The organism is Kiloniellales bacterium (assembly GCA_030066685.1).
Lineage (GTDB): Bacteria > Pseudomonadota > Alphaproteobacteria > Kiloniellales > JAKSBE01 > JAKSBE01.
Genome location: JASJBF010000002.1, coordinates 163,075 through 178,569, shown reverse-complemented (window position 1 = coordinate 178,569; position 15,495 = coordinate 163,075). Strand labels below are relative to the sequence as shown.

The following is a 15,495-nucleotide window of genomic DNA, read 5'->3' as shown; positions in this document are numbered from 1 at the left end:
GTCTCTCCCGCTTCCGGCCGCTAGATCCCGGCGTACATACGGCCCGGGTTGAGCACCCGCCGCGGATCGAAGCCGGACTTGATCCGCTCGCTCAGCGCCGTCTTGGCCGGGCCCTGGGGCTGGAAGACCGGGACGCTGGCACGCAGGTTCTCCGGCCCGCGGATCAGGGTGGCGTGACCCTCGCTCCCGAGCGTCTCACGGATCAGCGCTTCGCCGCCGTCCTCGGCGCCCTCGACCGCCAGCCACACCAGGCCGCCGCCCCAGTCGTAGAGGGCTTCGGCAGCCAGCTCCGCGCGCAGCCGCGCCGCCACCTCCGGGCCCCGGGTCGGCGCCACCGAGAGGCGCCAGATCACGGCTTCGTCCGTGTCGAGCAGGGCCCGGACGTCGCGAATCTCCGCCCAGGCCGCCGCTGAATTCTGGCTGTGCAGCTCCTCCGTCTCGCCGAAATCCGCGAGTTCGTCCCGCAGGGCCTTGCAGCGGTGCTCGACCGAGAGCCCGGTGCCTTCGACCCGGACCAGGGTGACCGCGCCGCCGGCATCGCGGAGGTGGGGAACCGCAGAGCGCGGCACGACCGTCGCCGGCAAATGCGCCGCCGCGGAGACCTCGTGCGCCGAACCCAGCGCGCGGCTCAGCGCCCGGACACCGTCCGCATCCTCCAGCCCGAGGACCAGCACGGTGCGTGCCTTCTCCGGCGCCGGCAGGACCTTGAGGGTGACCTCGGTCATCACCGCCAGGGTGCCGTAGGAACCGGCCAGGAGCTTGCAGAGGTCGTAGCCGGTGACGTTCTTGACCACCCGGCCGCCGGACTTGAAGGCCTCGCCGCGGCCCGAGACCGCCTCGAAGCCGAGGAAGTGGTCGCGTGCCCCGCCGGCCTTGATCCGCCGAGGTCCCGCCAGGTTGCAGGCGAGCAGCCCGCCGAGGCTGCCGCCGCCCGGATCGGCGCCGAAGAGCGGGCCGGAGTCCATCGGCTCGAAGGCGAGCTGCTGGCGCTTCTCGGCCAGGGCCGCCTCGATCTCGGCGAGGGGCGTGCCGGCGCGGGCCCGCAGGATCAGCTCCTCGGGCTCGTAGAGGGTGATGCCGCTGAGGCCGGAGAGGTCGAGCGTGTGCTGGGTCTGCAGCGGCCGGCCGAGGCCACGCTTGCTGCCGCGGCCCAGGATTTCGAGCGGGGCCTCCTCGCTCACCGCCCAGGCCACCGCCTCGCGGACCTGCTCGGCGTTTTCCGGTCGCAAGCTCTCGGTCATCGGCCGCGTCCTAGAAGCGCGGCAGGTCGGGGAAGCGCAGCTGCCCGCGGTTGATGTGCACGCGGCCCAGTTCGGCGCAGCTGTGCAGCTGCGGGAAGACCTTGCCGGGATTGAGCAGGGCCTTGGGGTCGAAGGCGCACTTGACCCGCTGCTGCTGATCCAGGTCGGTCTCGCTGAACATGGTGCCCATGAGGTCGCGCTTCTCGACCCCGACCCCGTGCTCGCCGGTCAGCACGCCGCCGACCTCGACGCAGAGCTTGAGGATGTCCGAGCCGAAATCCTCCGCCTTCTCAAGCTCGCCGGGCACATTGGCATCGTAGAGAATCAGCGGATGCAGGTTGCCGTCGCCGGCGTGGAAGACGTTGGCGACCCGCAGGCCGTACTGCGTGCTGAGCTCGGTCATCCGGGTCAGCACCTTGGCAAGCTGGTGGCGCGGGATGGTCCCGTCCATGCAGTAGTAGTCGGGCGAGATCTGTCCGACCGCCGGGAAGGCCGCCTTGCGCCCGGCCCAGAAGGTCAGGCGCTCCTCGTCGCTCTGGGAGGCCCGCAGGGTCGTGGCGCCCTGGGCCTTGGCGATCTCGGAGACCCGCTCGATCAGCTGGTCGACCTCGGCCTCGGGCCCGTCGAGCTCGACGATCAGGAGCGCCTCGACGTCCAGCGGATAGCCGGCGTGGACGAAGGCCTCGGCGGCGTGGATCGCCGGCTTGTCCATCATCTCCATGCCGCCCGGGATGATCCCGCCGGCGATGATCGCCGCCACCGTGTCGCCCGCCGACTCGCTGGACTCGAAGCCGAGCAGCAGGGCGCGGGCGGTCTCCGGCTTCCTAAGGATCCGCACCGTGACCTCCGTGACGACCCCCAGGAGACCCTCGGAGCCGGTCAGCAGGCCGAGCAGGTCGTAGCCCTCGGATTCCAGGTGCTTGCCGCCGACCTCGACCACCGTGCCGTCGATCATCACCATCTTCAGGCCAAGCAGGTTGTTGGTGGTCAGGCCGTACTTTAGGCAGTGCACGCCGCCCGAGTTCTCGGCGACGTTGCCGCCGATGGTGCAGGCGATCTGGCTGGAGGGATCGGGCGCGTAGTAGAAGCCGGCGTGCTCGACCGCATTGGTGATCCCCAGGTTGGTGACCCCGGGCTGGACCACGGCGCAACGGTTGTCGAAGTCAACCTCGAGAATCCGGTTGAACTTGCCGAGGCCGAGCAGGATCCCGTCGGCCAGGGGCAGCGCGCCGCCTGACAGCGAGGTCCCGGCGCCGCGCGGCACGACCTTGACTTCGTTTTCGTGGCAATAGGCCAGGACCCGGCTGACCTCTTCGGTGGTGCTGGGCAGGACCACGATCAGGGGCACCTGCCGATAGGCGGTCAGACCGTCGGACTCGTAGGCCCTGAGCTCCTGCTCCTCGACGATGACCCCTTCGCCCGGCACGATCTCCCGCAGGGCCGCGGCGATCTGCGCCTTTCGGGCGATGGTGGCTTGATCCGGTTCGGGCATCTTCATGGCCTGGCCTCCCCTCCGCTGCCCGGCTGCGCCCCGGAACCACGGCGTAAAATTGGTATTACCAGTTAACGATACTATGGCGAGCCCCGAGAGCCGGGTCAATGCCGCAGCCACCGCAAAGCCCTCGTTACAGATTTGGTCTTGTCACAGATTTGGCCGCGGAAGGAGCGCCGGACTTAACGCAATCCTAACCCGCATCCAGTCTTTTCGATGGGCAACGCCGAAAGCGGGAGTCCCCGCCGCCCCGGCCCGGAAACGACACCACGGATGCGCTACCGCTACTACACGGCCGATGTCTTCACCGACCGGATCTTCGGGGGAAATCCGCTCGCGGTCTTCCCGGAGGCCGAGGGCCTGAGCCCGGAGCAGATGCAGCGCGTCGCCCGCGAGCTCAACCTTTCCGAGACCGTCTTCGTGCGCCCCCCGAAGGATGCCGGCAACAGCCGGCATCTGCGCATCTTCACGCCGGCGATGGAGCTGCCCTTCGCGGGACATCCGACCCTTGGCTGCGCCCACGTCCTGGCCCTGCTGGGCGAGGTCGAGGCCGGCAACGGCGAGACCGAGGTCATCTTCGAAGAGGGCATCGGCCCGATCACCGTGCGGATCCAGGCCGACGGCGGAGCCCCCGGCTTCACCCAGCTCGACGTCGCCAAGATGCCCGAGTTCGCGATGGAGATCCCGTCGCTCAGGAGCATCGCCTCGGCGCTTTCGCTGGACATCTCCGACCTGCTGCTGGGCGACGACCGGCCCGTCGCCGTGTCCTGCGGGGTGCCCTTCCTGGTCGTGCCGCTGCGCAGCCTGGAGGCGTTGGGCCGAGCCCGCCTGGACCGCGAGACCTGGGAGAGCAGCCTGCAGGACACCTGGGCGCCCAACCTCTATGCCTTCGTCTACGGCGCCGAGACCGAGGGCGCCGATCTCCGCGCGAGAGTCTTCGCGCCGGCCCTGGGCGTCGAGGAGGACCCGGCGACCGGCGCCGGCGCCGCCAGCCTCGCGGGCTACCTCTGCTCCCTGGACGCCGAGGGCCAGGGCAGCCGTTTCTGGACCGTCGAACAGGGCTTCGAGATGGGCCGGCCGAGCCTGATCAAGCTCGAGGCCGACATGGAACAGGGCAAGGTGATCGCGATCCGGGTCGGCGGCGCCTCGGTCCTGGTCGGCGAAGCCTGGATCGAGATCCCGAGGCCGGGCGAGCGGGGCGCCCTCGTCCCGCAGACCGCGGCCCCGGCGAAGGCAAAGCCAAAGGGGGCCGAGCCGAGCAAGGCGGACAGCGGGACGGAAACCAAGGCGGAGGCCCGAACCGAGACCGAGACAAAGACCAAGACCGAGGCCAAGACGGAAAGCGGGCCGGAGACCCTGGCCGAGCCCGGGGCGAAGGAAGCGGCCAAGGCCGAGGAAACGCCCGCAACGCCGGCCGCGGCGAAGCCCGAAGCCGAAAGGACCGCAGGGTCACAGTCACCTGGGACCGCTCTCGCGCCGTCGAAGAAGCCGGAGCCCGAAGCCAGACCGGAGACGAAGACCGGGCCGGCGCCGGCGGCGGAATCCCAGGCGGAGCCGAAACCCGAGACCAAGCCCGAGACGAAGCCGGAAGCCGAAGCCAAGCCCAGGTCGGCACCGGAGCCAGCCGAAAAGCTGGAAGCCAAGTCTGAAACGGCGAAGGCTGCGGCCGGCGACGCGCCGGCCAAGGCAGGCGGCGACAAGGTCGTGCCGCTGCGGGCGGTTCTTGAGGCCCTGACGGCCAAGAAGGCCGAGACGGCGGCCAAGCCGGAGCCCGCCAAGAACACGGCGGAGGAGACCGTGGAGGCCACCGCTTCTGCCAGCGAGGAGTCGCCTGAGGCGGAGCCGGAAGTCGGCGCCGGGCGGCGCATCGGCTTCGTCGTCGACCAGCCGGAGCCGGACGAGACCGAGCCCGAGGACGACGCCGACGCGACCTCCTCGGAAGTGCTAGACGCCGGCCAGGACGACGACGACGCGGCTTCCGCCAAGGCCGCCAACGGCAAGGACCATGCGCCTGAGCCCTCGATGGCCACGCTTGCCAGCGGGGCCAAGGCTCTTTCCGAAGCGGAGGACGACGAGCTCCAAGCCGAGGCGGCGGACTTCGAGGACGAGGACGACCGGAGCAGGGACCGCGGCCTGGAGGCCGAAGACGAAGCGGAAGACGAGGGCGACTGGGACGACGACCAGGATTACAAGGGACTCGACGAAGACCTTCGCCGCTTCCGCCGGCAGGAGCACTACAAGTTTCTATGGTCGGCGACACTGCGCCACGGCGACCAGATCTACGCCTGCGTGATCATCGACCTTTCACCCAAGGCCGCCCTGCTCCAGCTGGAGGAGGAGCTGGCCTACGACCTGACCCTGAACTTCGATTCCCCGGTGACCCTCAAGAACGAGAAGATCGGCCGGCTGAAGGGCGAAGTGGCCTGGCGCGACAAGAACCGCCTCGGGGTCGAACTCCTTGAGGACCCCGACGACGTCTCGAAGATCCTGGACGCCGCACGCAGCTAACCCGCAGGCGCCGTCGCGGGCCGATCTCTCATGATCTTGGAAGCAGGAAGACGGATCGCCCGGCGCGCCGGCGTCCGGCGCGCACTCAGCCCTGGCGGGCCTTGAAGCGCGGGTTCTTCTTGTTGATGACGAAGACCCGGCCCCGGCGCCGTACGACCTGGCAGTTCTTTTCCCGCTTCTTCGCGGTCTTCAGCGAGTTGACGACTTTCATGGACCTTTCACTCCGGGACGGAGCCCTTTCAATGCGGCCGGGAACATAGGCGCGGCGAGAGCCGCTGTCAATCCGCTCCAGGCGCCCGTCAGCCCTAGGTGACGGACAGTTTCTGGCCCTGATTGCGCTTGAGGGCGAAGAAGCGGTAGGCGCGCAGCTGACCGCTCTGCAGGGCCGCCATCCGGCGGGTCCAGATCTCGATCTCCCGGACCATCAGAGGGGCGAGGTGATCCCCGGCGCCGCCCCGCTTCTGACTGCCGATGAACTGCTCCCAGCCCTTGACCGCCCTGGCCTTCACCGAGTCCGAGATGTCCTCGGAGATCCGATGCTCGAGGCCCAGCTCGGCGAAGAGCGCTTCGTAGTGGGCCACCGTCCAGGGATGGATCGGCTCCGGGTCGACCTTCGCCCAGGCGTCGACATCACTCCGGGGGCCGTCCTCGGAGGCCAGCACATAATCCGTGAACAGCAGCTGGCCCGGCCGCTTCAGCCCTTCGACCAAGGCGGTCAGGAGGCCGCGCTTGTCGTCCACGAGGTAGAGGAACTCCTTCGACAGCACGCAGTCGACGCTGTGCGGGGCGGGCGGGAACTCGGGGTCGTCAAAGGGCAGGACCTTGGCCCGGCCGGCCATGTGGGCGGCCTGGGAGAGCTCGGCGGCGCCGGCAACGAGCTTGGGATCCGGCTCGAATCCCTTGCTGCGGCAATGAAAGTTCTTGGCGATCACACGCACCGCCTCGCCCAGGCCGGCCCCGACGTCGACGACGCTCATGTGCTCGGTCAGGGCGAAGGGCTTGACCAGTTCGCAGAGGTAGGCCTCGCCGCCCGGCGCGCTGCAGCCGGCGCCCCAGACGGCCTGGACCAAGGCGATGCGGGCCTCGTCCCAGGGCAACGCCGAGAGCCGCACCGGACCGGCATTGCGCTCCGCTTCCGCCTCGGCCTCCAGATCCCGGTGGCGGACCTTGACCTCATAGCCCTCCCACCAGGCCTTCAGCTTGACGCCAAAAGGGATCTTGCCGTCCCGCGTCTTCGGGCGGTTGAGGGGGCGATCTGCGGCCGACATCGCTCGGCCTAAGGACCAGGGGCGATGATTGCGAAAGTCATAGGACCTTATGGGCCAGTTTGGTGAAACCGAGGTTAATCCCCCGGCGAAGCCCCGGCGTCCCCCACCGGCCCAGGATTGGGCAGCTGCGCCGGTCCGGCCCTTCCGCGCCGCCCGGCGCAGGTGTAGGGTCCAGGCCACCATGGAGGCATCACCGGTAACGCGGGCGGCCCGACCTGGCCGCCCGATGACTTTGTTCGAGCACATCTCGCGGACCCTGCGTCTGGCCGGACCGGTCATGGCGGCGCGCGCCGGCATGATCATCATGATCACCGTGGACACCGCCATGTGCGGCCAGGCCAGCGCGGCCCAGATGGCCTACTACGGCATCGCCCTGGCGCCCTTCGTCTTCCTGCTGGTGATCGGGATCGGCATCCTGACCGGCACCGTGGTCCTGACCGCCCAGGCGGACGGTGCCGGACGCCGCGCCGACTGCGGCCGGATCTGGCGGGCGGCCCTGGCGCTGGCGGCCCTGGCCGGCTGCCTGGGCGGGAGCGTGCTCCTGCTCGGCGAGGACCTGCTGCTGGCCGCCGGACAGGCGCCGTCGATCGCAGCCGGCGGCGGGGCGGCGCTGGTCGTGGCCGGGTTCGGCCTGCCGGGGATCCTGCTCTACATCGCCTGCGGCTTCTTCCTCGAGGGCCTGGGCCGGCCCGAGCCGGGCATGGTCGTGGCCCTGAGCGCCAACCTCCTAAACGCCGCCTTGAACTGGCTCCTGATCGAGGGCCAGCTCGGCGCGCCGGCGATGGGAGCGGCCGGGGCCATGCTGGCCACGACGATCACCCGCTGGGTCATGTTCGCGGTCCTCGCCGTCTACATCCTGAGGCTGCCGGATCGGGAGAAGCTGGGGATCAGAGGGCCGCTGCGGGGCCTGGCGCCGGTCTGGGCGAAGCTGCTGCGGCTCGGCTTGCCGCCGGCGCTGGCGATCGGTTGCGAATCGGGCACCTTCACCGCCGTGATCTTCTTCGCCGGCCTGCTGGGCGAAACGGCGCTGGCCGCCTACCAGGCGGTGCACAACGTCACGACCTTCGTCTTCATGCTGGCGATCGGCCTGGGCACGGCGACCGCCGTCCGGGTCGCCAACGCCGTCGGCCGCGAGGACCGTCGGGGCATGGCCGCGGCCGGCTGGGTCGGCCTGGGCCTCGTGGTCGCGATGATGCTGGCCACCGGCCTTGCGATCGGCCTCTTCGGGACCCCGGTGGCCCTGATCTTCAACCGCGAGCCCGAGGTCGTCGCGATCATGGTCCTAGGGCTTTCGGTCATCGCCTTCCTGGTCGTCGTCGACGGCAGCCAAGCGGTGCTGATCTCGGCGTTGCGCGGCGCCGGCGATGTCATCGTGCCGACCGGGATCTACCTGATCTCCTTCCCGGTGGTCGCCGTGCCGGCGTCCTACACCCTGGGCCTGGCGCTCGAAGGCGGCGTGCCGGGGCTGCTCTGGGGGCTGGTCCTGGGATTGATCTGCGCGACGGCGCTGCTCGCCTGGCGCTTCGCGGCTGTCAGCCGGCGGGCGATCCGGCCGCTGTAACGGTCGTCACCACGCCGGGCGGCGGGCCTCCTGCGAGGTCCGGATGGCGCGGGCCCGGGCCTCGAGCCGCAGGGCGTCGTTGGTCCGGCCGGTCTCGCGCAAGAGGGCGGCGTAGCTCTCCAGGTTCCTGACCAGGTCGGGATGGCTGCTACCCAGGACCCGCTCGCGGATCGCCAGCGCCTGGCGCAGCAAGGTTTCCGCCTCCTGAAGGCGGCCCTCCTGGTGGCTGAGCCGGGATAGCCGGTCCAGGCTGACCGCGACCGCCGGATGCTCGGCGCCGAAGGCCTTGCGGCGCAGCGCCAGCGATTCCCCGAAGAGCTTTCGGGCCTGGTCGAAACGGCCCTGGGCGCGGTAGACCCCGGCCAGGTTATCGAGGCTCTCGGCGACCTCCGGCAGGGGGGCGCCGGGCGGCTCGGCCCGGAAGGCCAGGGCCTCCTCGAAATAGGCCGCCGCTTCGGCCAGTCGGTTCTGGTCGAGGTAGAAGGCCGCCAGGCTGTCGAGGCTCGGCACGACCCCCAGGCTGAAGCGGCCGCTGGCCTTCTCGCGGATCTCCAGCGCCCGCTGGAGCAGCGCCTCGGCTTCGCCGTAGCGTCCCGTGTAGCGGTAGGCCTTGGCCAGCCGGTCCATCGCCTGGGCGACGCTGGGATGGTCGGGGTTGAGCGCCTGCTCCATCAGGTTCAGCGACCGCTCGGCATGGCCGACCGCCGACTGGTAGTCGCCGCCGTCCATCAAGACGTTGGCCAGCTGGCCATGGCTGGCCGCGACCGCCATGTGCTGGCCGCCGAGGACGGCCTCGCGGATGTCGAGCGAGCGCTTGGCCGCCGTGACCGCCTCGTCGGTCTGCCCGCGGAGCCGGTGAAACTCGGCGAGCTCGGTCAGGGTCGCGGCGACGTCGAGGTGCATACGGCCGAGCCCTTGCTCGCGCACCAGCAGCGCCAGCTTGAAGTAAGGCTCGGCGTCCTTGAGCTTCCCGGCGGAGCGCTTGGCCACGGCGAGGCCGTGGAAGATGTCACCCAGGCGTGGATCCCCGGGATTGAAGTCCTTGGCCGCCTTGAGCGCAGCCTCGAAGGAGGCGGAGGCGCCGGCGAAGTCACCGTTGAGCTGGGCCGCCACGGCCGTGCCCATGTGGTTTTCCACCTCGGCCGAGCCGGCCAGGGCCGACGACGGCAGCAGCAGGGCGCCGGCCAGGAGTCCGACCAGAGATCCGATACGAGCTTCAGACCTGAACAGGCTGATCACCGGGCTGCTCCTCTTCCGTTACTTGGTCCCGGGCTGGCCGCTGGGGACCGCCGAGATCTTGGCCGGCTCGCGGCCAGGCGCTTCCTTGAGCCGGCCGACATAGCCTTGGATCGAGGCGCCGTCCTCGACCTCCAGGGTTTCCTGGTAAATGTCGCCGTTGAAACGGGCGGTGCTGGTCAAGACCACCTTGGTCGCCTTGACCTGGCCGGAGAACTCGCCGTTCACCCGAACCGTATCCGCGGTCACGTTGCAGTTGATGACCGGGTTGTCGCCGAGGGTCAAGGTCCGGCAGGAGATACTGCCTTCGACGCTGCCCTCGACCTTGATGTCGCCGGAGCTCACGAGATCGCCCTTGATCTTGAGATCCGGGGATATGATCGAGTGTTGGACTGGCATTTTGCCGCCTTCCTTCATGGTCGTTCCTTCCGCCCTATGGCCGCCTTTGGCGCACCTTGGTTCTGCAGGTCGCGCCGCGGCGCACGGCCGCCCGAGACCGGGTCCATCCTTCGATGGCCGCCGCGCGTCAGTCCTGGAACCGCGGCTCGGCCACTCTGCTGTAGGTCTCGAGGAAGTGTGCCGCGCCCAAGGTTCGAACCCCGTCGTCGAAGTGGCCGGCCTGCTGGCGCAGACGGACGCGGTAGCGGACGTGAGGCACATCGTCCACCAAGTTGACGATGCCGGCCACCTGCACGGTTTCCAGCGTCCTGGCACCACGGGCCCGGACGAAGGCCTGGCCGGGCTCGATCTCCTGGAGCGCGCGCCGATGCTTGCGGTGCTCCTTGGAGTCGCGGAGCGCCTTGAGTGCCGAGCCGACAAATCTGAACATTCACGTCCTCCACCTGCTCTCGATCCGGTTCTTGAACCGTCGGTGTCGCGATCTTCAACCCCGGTTCATGCCTTCGCTGCCGGATTTCAGCCGCAAGACTAGGATGCGCCGCCATGGTTAAGCGAGGGTTAAACCTTGGACCTGCGCCCCAAAATGGACACATCTCCAGCGGCGCGACGGAGGTTCAGCGGACACGCTCCGGACTGCGGCTTCGGGACAAGCAGACACCTCAGGCCACGCAATCGAGCAGCGGGCCCAGCTGCTCCATCCGGCGCAGGTAGACGCGCGCCCTCTGGCGCACGAAGGGGCCGGGGTCCGAGGCCGACCAAGCGCGCGGATTGGGCAGCACCGCGGCCAGCAACGCCGCCTCCCAGCGAGACAGCCGGGCCGCGCCTTTGCCGAAGTGGCGCCGCGCCGCGGCCTCGATGCCGTAAACGCCAGGGCCCCACTCGGCGACGTTGAGGTAGATCTCGATGATCCGCCGCTTGCCCCAAGCCAACTCGATCAAGGGCGTCAGATAGGCTTCCAGGCCCTTGCGGACGAGGCTGCGCCCGGGCCAGAGGAAAACGTTCTTCGCCGTCTGCATCGATATCGTGCTGGCACCGCGAAGGCGCTCGCCCCGACGGTGCTCCGCGACGGCCTCCAGCAGGGCATCCCAGTCGAAGCCGCGGTGGTTGCAGAAGAGGTTGTCCTCGGCGGCGATCACCGCCTTCGCCGCATGGGGCGAGATCTGGGACAGGGCCACCCAGTCACGCTCCAGGCTCTCCCCTTCGGCCAGGCGGATCACCATCAACGGGGTCATCGGCGGCGGCACGACCCGATAGGCGACGACGACGCCCAGCGGGACCGCCGCACCCAGGACCAGGAGCCAGAGCAGGGCCCGCACAAAGCGGCGGCCGATCCGGCGGGAGTCGCGGGGGCGGGCCATGGCGTCTCGAACCTGCATCGTTCCGAACGAGTTCGGGGGCGCGGCCTCGTAAGGCCGCGCCCGCCGGATGCCGATCCAGGTTACCGCCGGGTCGGGCGCGCGACCAGCCCGGGCTCCAACGCCGGTGGAAGGGCGGGCCCGAAGGTCGCCTAGTTGGTGTTCTCTCTCAAGTAGGCCAAGAGGTTGTCGATGTCGTCCTGCTTCTTGAGCCCGGCAAAGGCCATCTTGTTGCCGGGAATGTACTTCTTAGGCCTCTTCAGGTACTCGGTGATGGTCGCGTCGTCCCAGACGATGCCGCTATCGACCATGGCCTTGGAATACTTGAAGCCGTCCACGGTCCCGGCCTTGCGCCCGAAGACGCCGTGCAGGCTCGGCCCGACCTTCTTCTTGCCGGCTTCCAGCGCGTGGCAGGCCTTGCACTTGTTGAAGACCTTCTTGCCCTTCTTCAGATCGGCCGCCTCGGCCGTTGCGCCCCCCAAGGCGCAGAAGGCGGCCAAGGCAATCGCGAGAATCCCATTGCGTGTCATCACCCGTATCTCTCCCTTTACGACAAGGCTACGGCCCCGCAGAGCTCCAGATACCCAGAAAGTAGCGTCAGCGGCCGCTACGTCAATAATACGCGGGCGGCGGCCGAATCGTTCACACGCGTCCCACCCATCGGGGCCACCACACCCGGCCGACGGGATTGACATAAGTCATGGCCCGGTAGGTAATTCCTAAGGACGTTGCAGCGGCAAGCACGAGGGGGAGGCTCGGGAGGCATGGAAGGTATCGGCAGTTGGATCGTGGGGGGATTCGTCGGCCTTCTAGGCTTGGCTGCGCTGATCCTGGCGGGAAACTCGCACGACCCGGTCCTGCATTACTCCGCGCTCGGAATCGCCGTCCTCAGCGTCATCTTCATCATGGTGCTGATCAAGATGGCGTTCGAACGGGATAACCGGGACCACTAGCATGCCGAGCCCCTGCCGCAGAGCTGCCGTGCTTCATTCCGAAACCGGGTAAACCTCGATGGCGGCGCACAGCGAGTTCGTGGAGATCGACGGGAAAGACCTCGGCCCGAACGACTTTCTCGCCCCGATCGACTTCATCCTCGCCGAGCACTACCGCCAGAGGCTGCTCTGCGAAGGCCTGGCCAAGTTGACCGAGAGCATGGAGTTGGCGCCGGTGGCGGCGCTCGCGACCCGGCTGCGGACCTTCCTTGACCGAGATCTCCGGTTGCACCTGGAGGACGAGGAGAAGGATCTCTTTCCGCTGCTTTGGCAGCGTGCCAAGCCCGAAGACAACGTCAAGGACATCCTGGACCTGCTGTCAGACGAGCACGGCCGCGACGAGGATCTGGTCGACTTTCTGCTGGAGGACCTGGCCCTCCTGGCCGGCGGCGCCCAGCTCGCGAACCCGATCCGCTTCCTGGTCAATGTGCGGGAGTTCGCCGAGACCCAGCGCCGGCACCTCGCCTGGGAGAACGCCCTGCTGCTTCCGGTCGCCCGCCGCCGTCTGACCGAGGTCGACCTCGCCGGGCTTGCGCGGAGCATGGCCGCCCGCCGCGGCATCGATCTCGGGCTCGGCGGTTGACCCCTTCCTTTCCGGCGGACAGAACCGCGGTTCTTGACCCAGGTCAGGGGCATTGGCGCGGAACCCCGGCATCTTGCAGACGATCCGCAAGGGAGGGCGATGGTGGACGCGGGAGCTGCGGCGTCAGACCCGGGAAATCATCGTCCCGATGATGGTCTCGCGGCCTCCTGGCATGCCCAGCCGATCGAGGCCGTGCTCTCCGGCCTGGAGACCTCCGTCGGCGGCCTGACGGCCGCCGAGGCGCGACGGCGGCGCGGGCGTTTCGGTCCCAACCGCCTGCCGCGTCCACGCCGGCCAGGGGTCCTGCGGCTCTACGCCAGGCAGTTCAAAAACCCGCTGGTCTACCTGCTGCTGCTGGCGACCCTGGTCTCGCTGTGGGTTGGGGAACTGGCGGACGCTCTCTTCATCTTCGTCGTCCTGCAGTTCAATGCGGCGATCGGCGCCTTGCAGGAGTGGCGGGCCCAGCGCAGCGCCGCCGCCCTCGACGCCCTGATCCGCGAGGTCGCCATCGCCCGCCGCGACGGCGTCTGGCTCGAGCTGGATGCCCAGGACCTGGTGCCGGGCGATGTCGTCAAGCTCGAGACCGGCGCCCGGATCGCCGCCGACCTGCGCCTGCTGGACGGCCAGGAGCTGCGCGCCGACGAATCCCTGCTGACCGGGGAATCGGTCCCCGTCGGCAAGGCGCCGGACGAGGTGCTGCCCCAGGACACGCCGCCAGCCGAACGGTACAACCTGCTCTTCGCCGGCACGACCCTGCTGTCGGGACGCGCCCTGGGGGTCGTGGTCGGGACCGGGCGCGCTACCGAGATCGGACGGATCGCCGAGGCGCTGGCGGAAAGCGAGGGCGAAGCGCCGCCGCTGATCCGGCGGCTCGAGCAGTTCGGCCGGGTCATCGGGATCGTCACCCTGGTGCTGATCCTGGTCCTGGCAACGGTGCAGATATTCCAAGGTCAGCCGCTGATTACGGTCTTCCTGGTCGCGGTCGCGCTCGCGGTCGCGGCGATCCCGGAGGGCCTTCCGGTCGCGATCACGGTCGCCCTGGCCATCGCCACCAACCGCATGCTGCAGCGCAAGGTCATTGTCCGCGCCCTGCCCGCGGTCGAGGGGCTGGGGGCCTGCACGATGATCGCGACCGACAAGACGGGAACCCTGACCCAGAACGAGCTGACGGTGAAGCGACTGCTTCTGATCCAGGGCCGGTCCGACGCCCTGCAGATCGACGTCGCCGGCAGCGGCTACCGGACGGAGGGCGCGGCCCTTCGCGACGGCGTACAGGTGGCGGGGCCCGAGGCCGCCGCGCTCGGGGCCCTGGCGGCCAGCGCCGCCCTCTGCAACGAGGCCAGCCTGCGCCTGACGGACGCCGGCCCGGTCCACCTGGGCGACACCGTCGACGTCGCCTTTCTGGTCCTGGCCGCGAAGCTGGGCCTCGATCACGAGGAATTGCGCCGGGAGCAGCGCGCGCTGGCCAGGATCCCCTACGAACCGCAGCACCGCTTCGCCGCCGCCTACACCGCGACCACCGCCACCTACACCGAAGGCGCCACCGAGGGCCACGCCATGGCGCATCTGAAAGGGGCTGCGGAGGTGATCCTGCCGCGCTGCCGCGGTTTAGACCAGGCGCAGGTCATGGCCGCCGCCGACCGCCTGGCGGCTCAAGGCTTCCGCGTGCTGGCCGTCGCCCGGGGCGCGGTCTCCGCAGACGCCGCCTTGTCCCACGATACCGCTGCGCTTCGGGATCTCGAGCTGCTCGGCATCGCCGGCCTGATCGATCCGGTGAGGCCGGAAGTACCGGCGGCCGTCGCCGCCTGCCGCGACGCCGGGATCTCGGTGCGCATGGTCACCGGCGATCATCCCCAGACCGCCCTGGCCATCGCACGCGAACTGGGTCTCTCGGCAGAGCCGGGCGAGGTTCTGACCGGGCGCGATCTTCAGAAGCTGGACGCGACTCCGGCCGAGTTCGACCGCCGGGTCGCCGAGGCCCGGGTTTTCGCCCGGGTCGAGCCGATCCAGAAGCTGGCGATCGTGGAGTCGCTGCACCGGGCCGGCGAGGTGGTCGCGGTCACCGGGGACGGCGTCAACGACGCGCCGGCCCTCTCCGCCGCGGCCATCGGCGTCGCCATGGGCCGGGGCGGCACAGACGTCGCCCGGGGCGCCGCAGACCTGATCCTTGCCGACGACAACTTCGCGTCCATCGTCGGCGGCATCGAGGAAGGCCGCGTCGCCTACGACAACGTGCGCAAGCTGATCTACTTGCTGATCACGACCGGCCTAGGCGAGATCGTTCTATTCCTGCTGGCGATTCTCGCCGGGTTGCCGGTGCCGCTCTTCGCCGCCCAGCTGCTCTGGCTCAACCTGGTGACCAACGGCATCCAGGACGTCGCGCTGGCCTTCGAAAAGGGGGAACCCGGAGTCCTCAAACGACGCCCGCGACCGCCGGACCAAGCGCTCTTCGACCGCCGCATGGTCGCCCAGGTCCTGGTCGCCGGGATCTACATGGGCGGCGTGGCTTTCGGCTTCTTCTTCTGGTGCCTGGAGCGCGGCATGGCCGAGGCCGAGGCCCGCAACCTGCTTCTGCTGCTGATGGTCATGTTCGAGAACGCGCACGCCATGAACGCCCGTTCGGAGCGGCGTTCGGTCTTCCGCATTGCGCTTTCGGCCAACTGGTTCCTGGTCGCGGCCGTGGTCGGAGCCCACGGGCTGCACCTCCTGGCCGGCTTCATACCAGGCCTTGCGGAGGTTCTCGGGATCCAGCCGATTGCGCTGGACGACTGGGCCCTGGTCGGCGGCTTCGCAGTCACCCTGATCCTGGTGATGGAGCTCTACAAGGGCCTCTTCCCGCGGCCCGAAGGCGACGACTGAG

At 69.3% G+C, this 15,495-nt stretch carries 14 protein-coding genes; 5 read left to right on the top strand and 9 right to left on the bottom strand.

What is annotated here, in order from left to right; all coding sequences use genetic code 11:
* Window positions 1-20: 20 nt before the first annotated feature.
* Window positions 21-1,241 (bottom strand): glycolate oxidase subunit GlcE, encoded by a 1,221-nt coding sequence (gene glcE / locus QNJ30_02940; protein MDJ0942389.1) that lies wholly within the window; start codon window positions 1,239-1,241, stop codon window positions 21-23.
* A gap of 10 nt (window positions 1,242-1,251) precedes the next feature.
* Window positions 1,252-2,739 carry an FAD-linked oxidase C-terminal domain-containing protein gene (locus tag QNJ30_02935; protein MDJ0942388.1) on the bottom strand — a complete coding sequence of 496 codons (1,488 nt, stop codon included), beginning with the start codon at window positions 2,737-2,739 and terminating at the stop codon, window positions 1,252-1,254.
* 267 nt (window positions 2,740-3,006) lie between these two features.
* Here QNJ30_02935 and QNJ30_02930 point away from each other — a divergent pair, with 267 nt between their 5' ends.
* Complete coding sequence (locus QNJ30_02930) at window positions 3,007-5,241, top strand: PhzF family phenazine biosynthesis isomerase (GenBank protein ID MDJ0942387.1); 2,235 nt, start codon at window positions 3,007-3,009, stop codon at window positions 5,239-5,241.
* A gap of 85 nt (window positions 5,242-5,326) precedes the next feature.
* Here QNJ30_02930 and ykgO read toward each other — a convergent pair whose 3' ends face one another.
* Complete coding sequence (gene ykgO, locus QNJ30_02925; protein MDJ0942386.1) at window positions 5,327-5,452, bottom strand: type B 50S ribosomal protein L36; 126 nt, start codon at window positions 5,450-5,452, stop codon at window positions 5,327-5,329.
* A gap of 94 nt (window positions 5,453-5,546) precedes the next feature.
* Window positions 5,547-6,509, bottom strand: a complete 963-nt coding sequence (locus tag QNJ30_02920) for a methyltransferase domain-containing protein (protein MDJ0942385.1) — start codon at window positions 6,507-6,509, stop codon at window positions 5,547-5,549.
* 226 nt (window positions 6,510-6,735) lie between these two features.
* Here QNJ30_02920 and QNJ30_02915 point away from each other — a divergent pair, with 226 nt between their 5' ends.
* Window positions 6,736-8,070 carry an MATE family efflux transporter gene (locus QNJ30_02915; protein MDJ0942384.1) on the top strand — a complete coding sequence of 445 codons (1,335 nt, stop codon included), beginning with the start codon at window positions 6,736-6,738 and terminating at the stop codon, window positions 8,068-8,070.
* A gap of 6 nt (window positions 8,071-8,076) precedes the next feature.
* On the opposite strand, the gene QNJ30_02910 is transcribed toward QNJ30_02915, so the two are convergent.
* The 5 genes from QNJ30_02910 to QNJ30_02890 form a co-directional block, all read right to left on the bottom strand.
* On the bottom strand, window positions 8,077-9,309 hold the full coding sequence (locus QNJ30_02910; protein MDJ0942383.1) for a tetratricopeptide repeat protein: 1,233 nt from the start codon (window positions 9,307-9,309) through the stop codon (window positions 8,077-8,079).
* A gap of 18 nt (window positions 9,310-9,327) precedes the next feature.
* On the bottom strand, window positions 9,328-9,705 hold the full coding sequence (locus tag QNJ30_02905; protein ID MDJ0942382.1) for a polymer-forming cytoskeletal protein: 378 nt from the start codon (window positions 9,703-9,705) through the stop codon (window positions 9,328-9,330).
* Between the two features lie 127 nt (window positions 9,706-9,832).
* Window positions 9,833-10,135, bottom strand: coding sequence for a hypothetical protein (locus tag QNJ30_02900; GenBank protein MDJ0942381.1), 303 nt, complete (start codon window positions 10,133-10,135; stop codon window positions 9,833-9,835).
* Window positions 10,136-10,364: 229 nt separating this feature from the next.
* Entirely contained in the window at window positions 10,365-11,063 is a 699-nt protein-coding gene (mtgA, locus tag QNJ30_02895) for a monofunctional biosynthetic peptidoglycan transglycosylase (protein ID MDJ0942380.1), read from the bottom strand.
* Between the two features lie 149 nt (window positions 11,064-11,212).
* Window positions 11,213-11,590, bottom strand: coding sequence for a cytochrome c family protein (locus QNJ30_02890; protein MDJ0942379.1), 378 nt, complete (start codon window positions 11,588-11,590; stop codon window positions 11,213-11,215).
* Between the two features lie 234 nt (window positions 11,591-11,824).
* Between QNJ30_02890 and QNJ30_02885 the strand changes: the two genes are divergently transcribed.
* The 3 genes from QNJ30_02885 to QNJ30_02875 all read left to right on the top strand — a co-directional run bounded on the left by QNJ30_02885 (window position 11,825) and on the right by QNJ30_02875 (window position 15,494).
* Window positions 11,825-12,013, top strand: coding sequence for a hypothetical protein (locus QNJ30_02885; GenBank protein ID MDJ0942378.1), 189 nt, complete (start codon window positions 11,825-11,827; stop codon window positions 12,011-12,013).
* A gap of 58 nt (window positions 12,014-12,071) precedes the next feature.
* Window positions 12,072-12,635: a hemerythrin domain-containing protein gene (locus QNJ30_02880; GenBank protein MDJ0942377.1), complete on the top strand. Its 564-nt coding sequence runs from the start codon at window positions 12,072-12,074 to the stop codon at window positions 12,633-12,635.
* Between the two features lie 99 nt (window positions 12,636-12,734).
* Complete coding sequence (locus QNJ30_02875) at window positions 12,735-15,494, top strand: HAD-IC family P-type ATPase (GenBank protein MDJ0942376.1); 2,760 nt, start codon at window positions 12,735-12,737, stop codon at window positions 15,492-15,494.
* Window position 15,495: the final 1 nt, after the last annotated feature.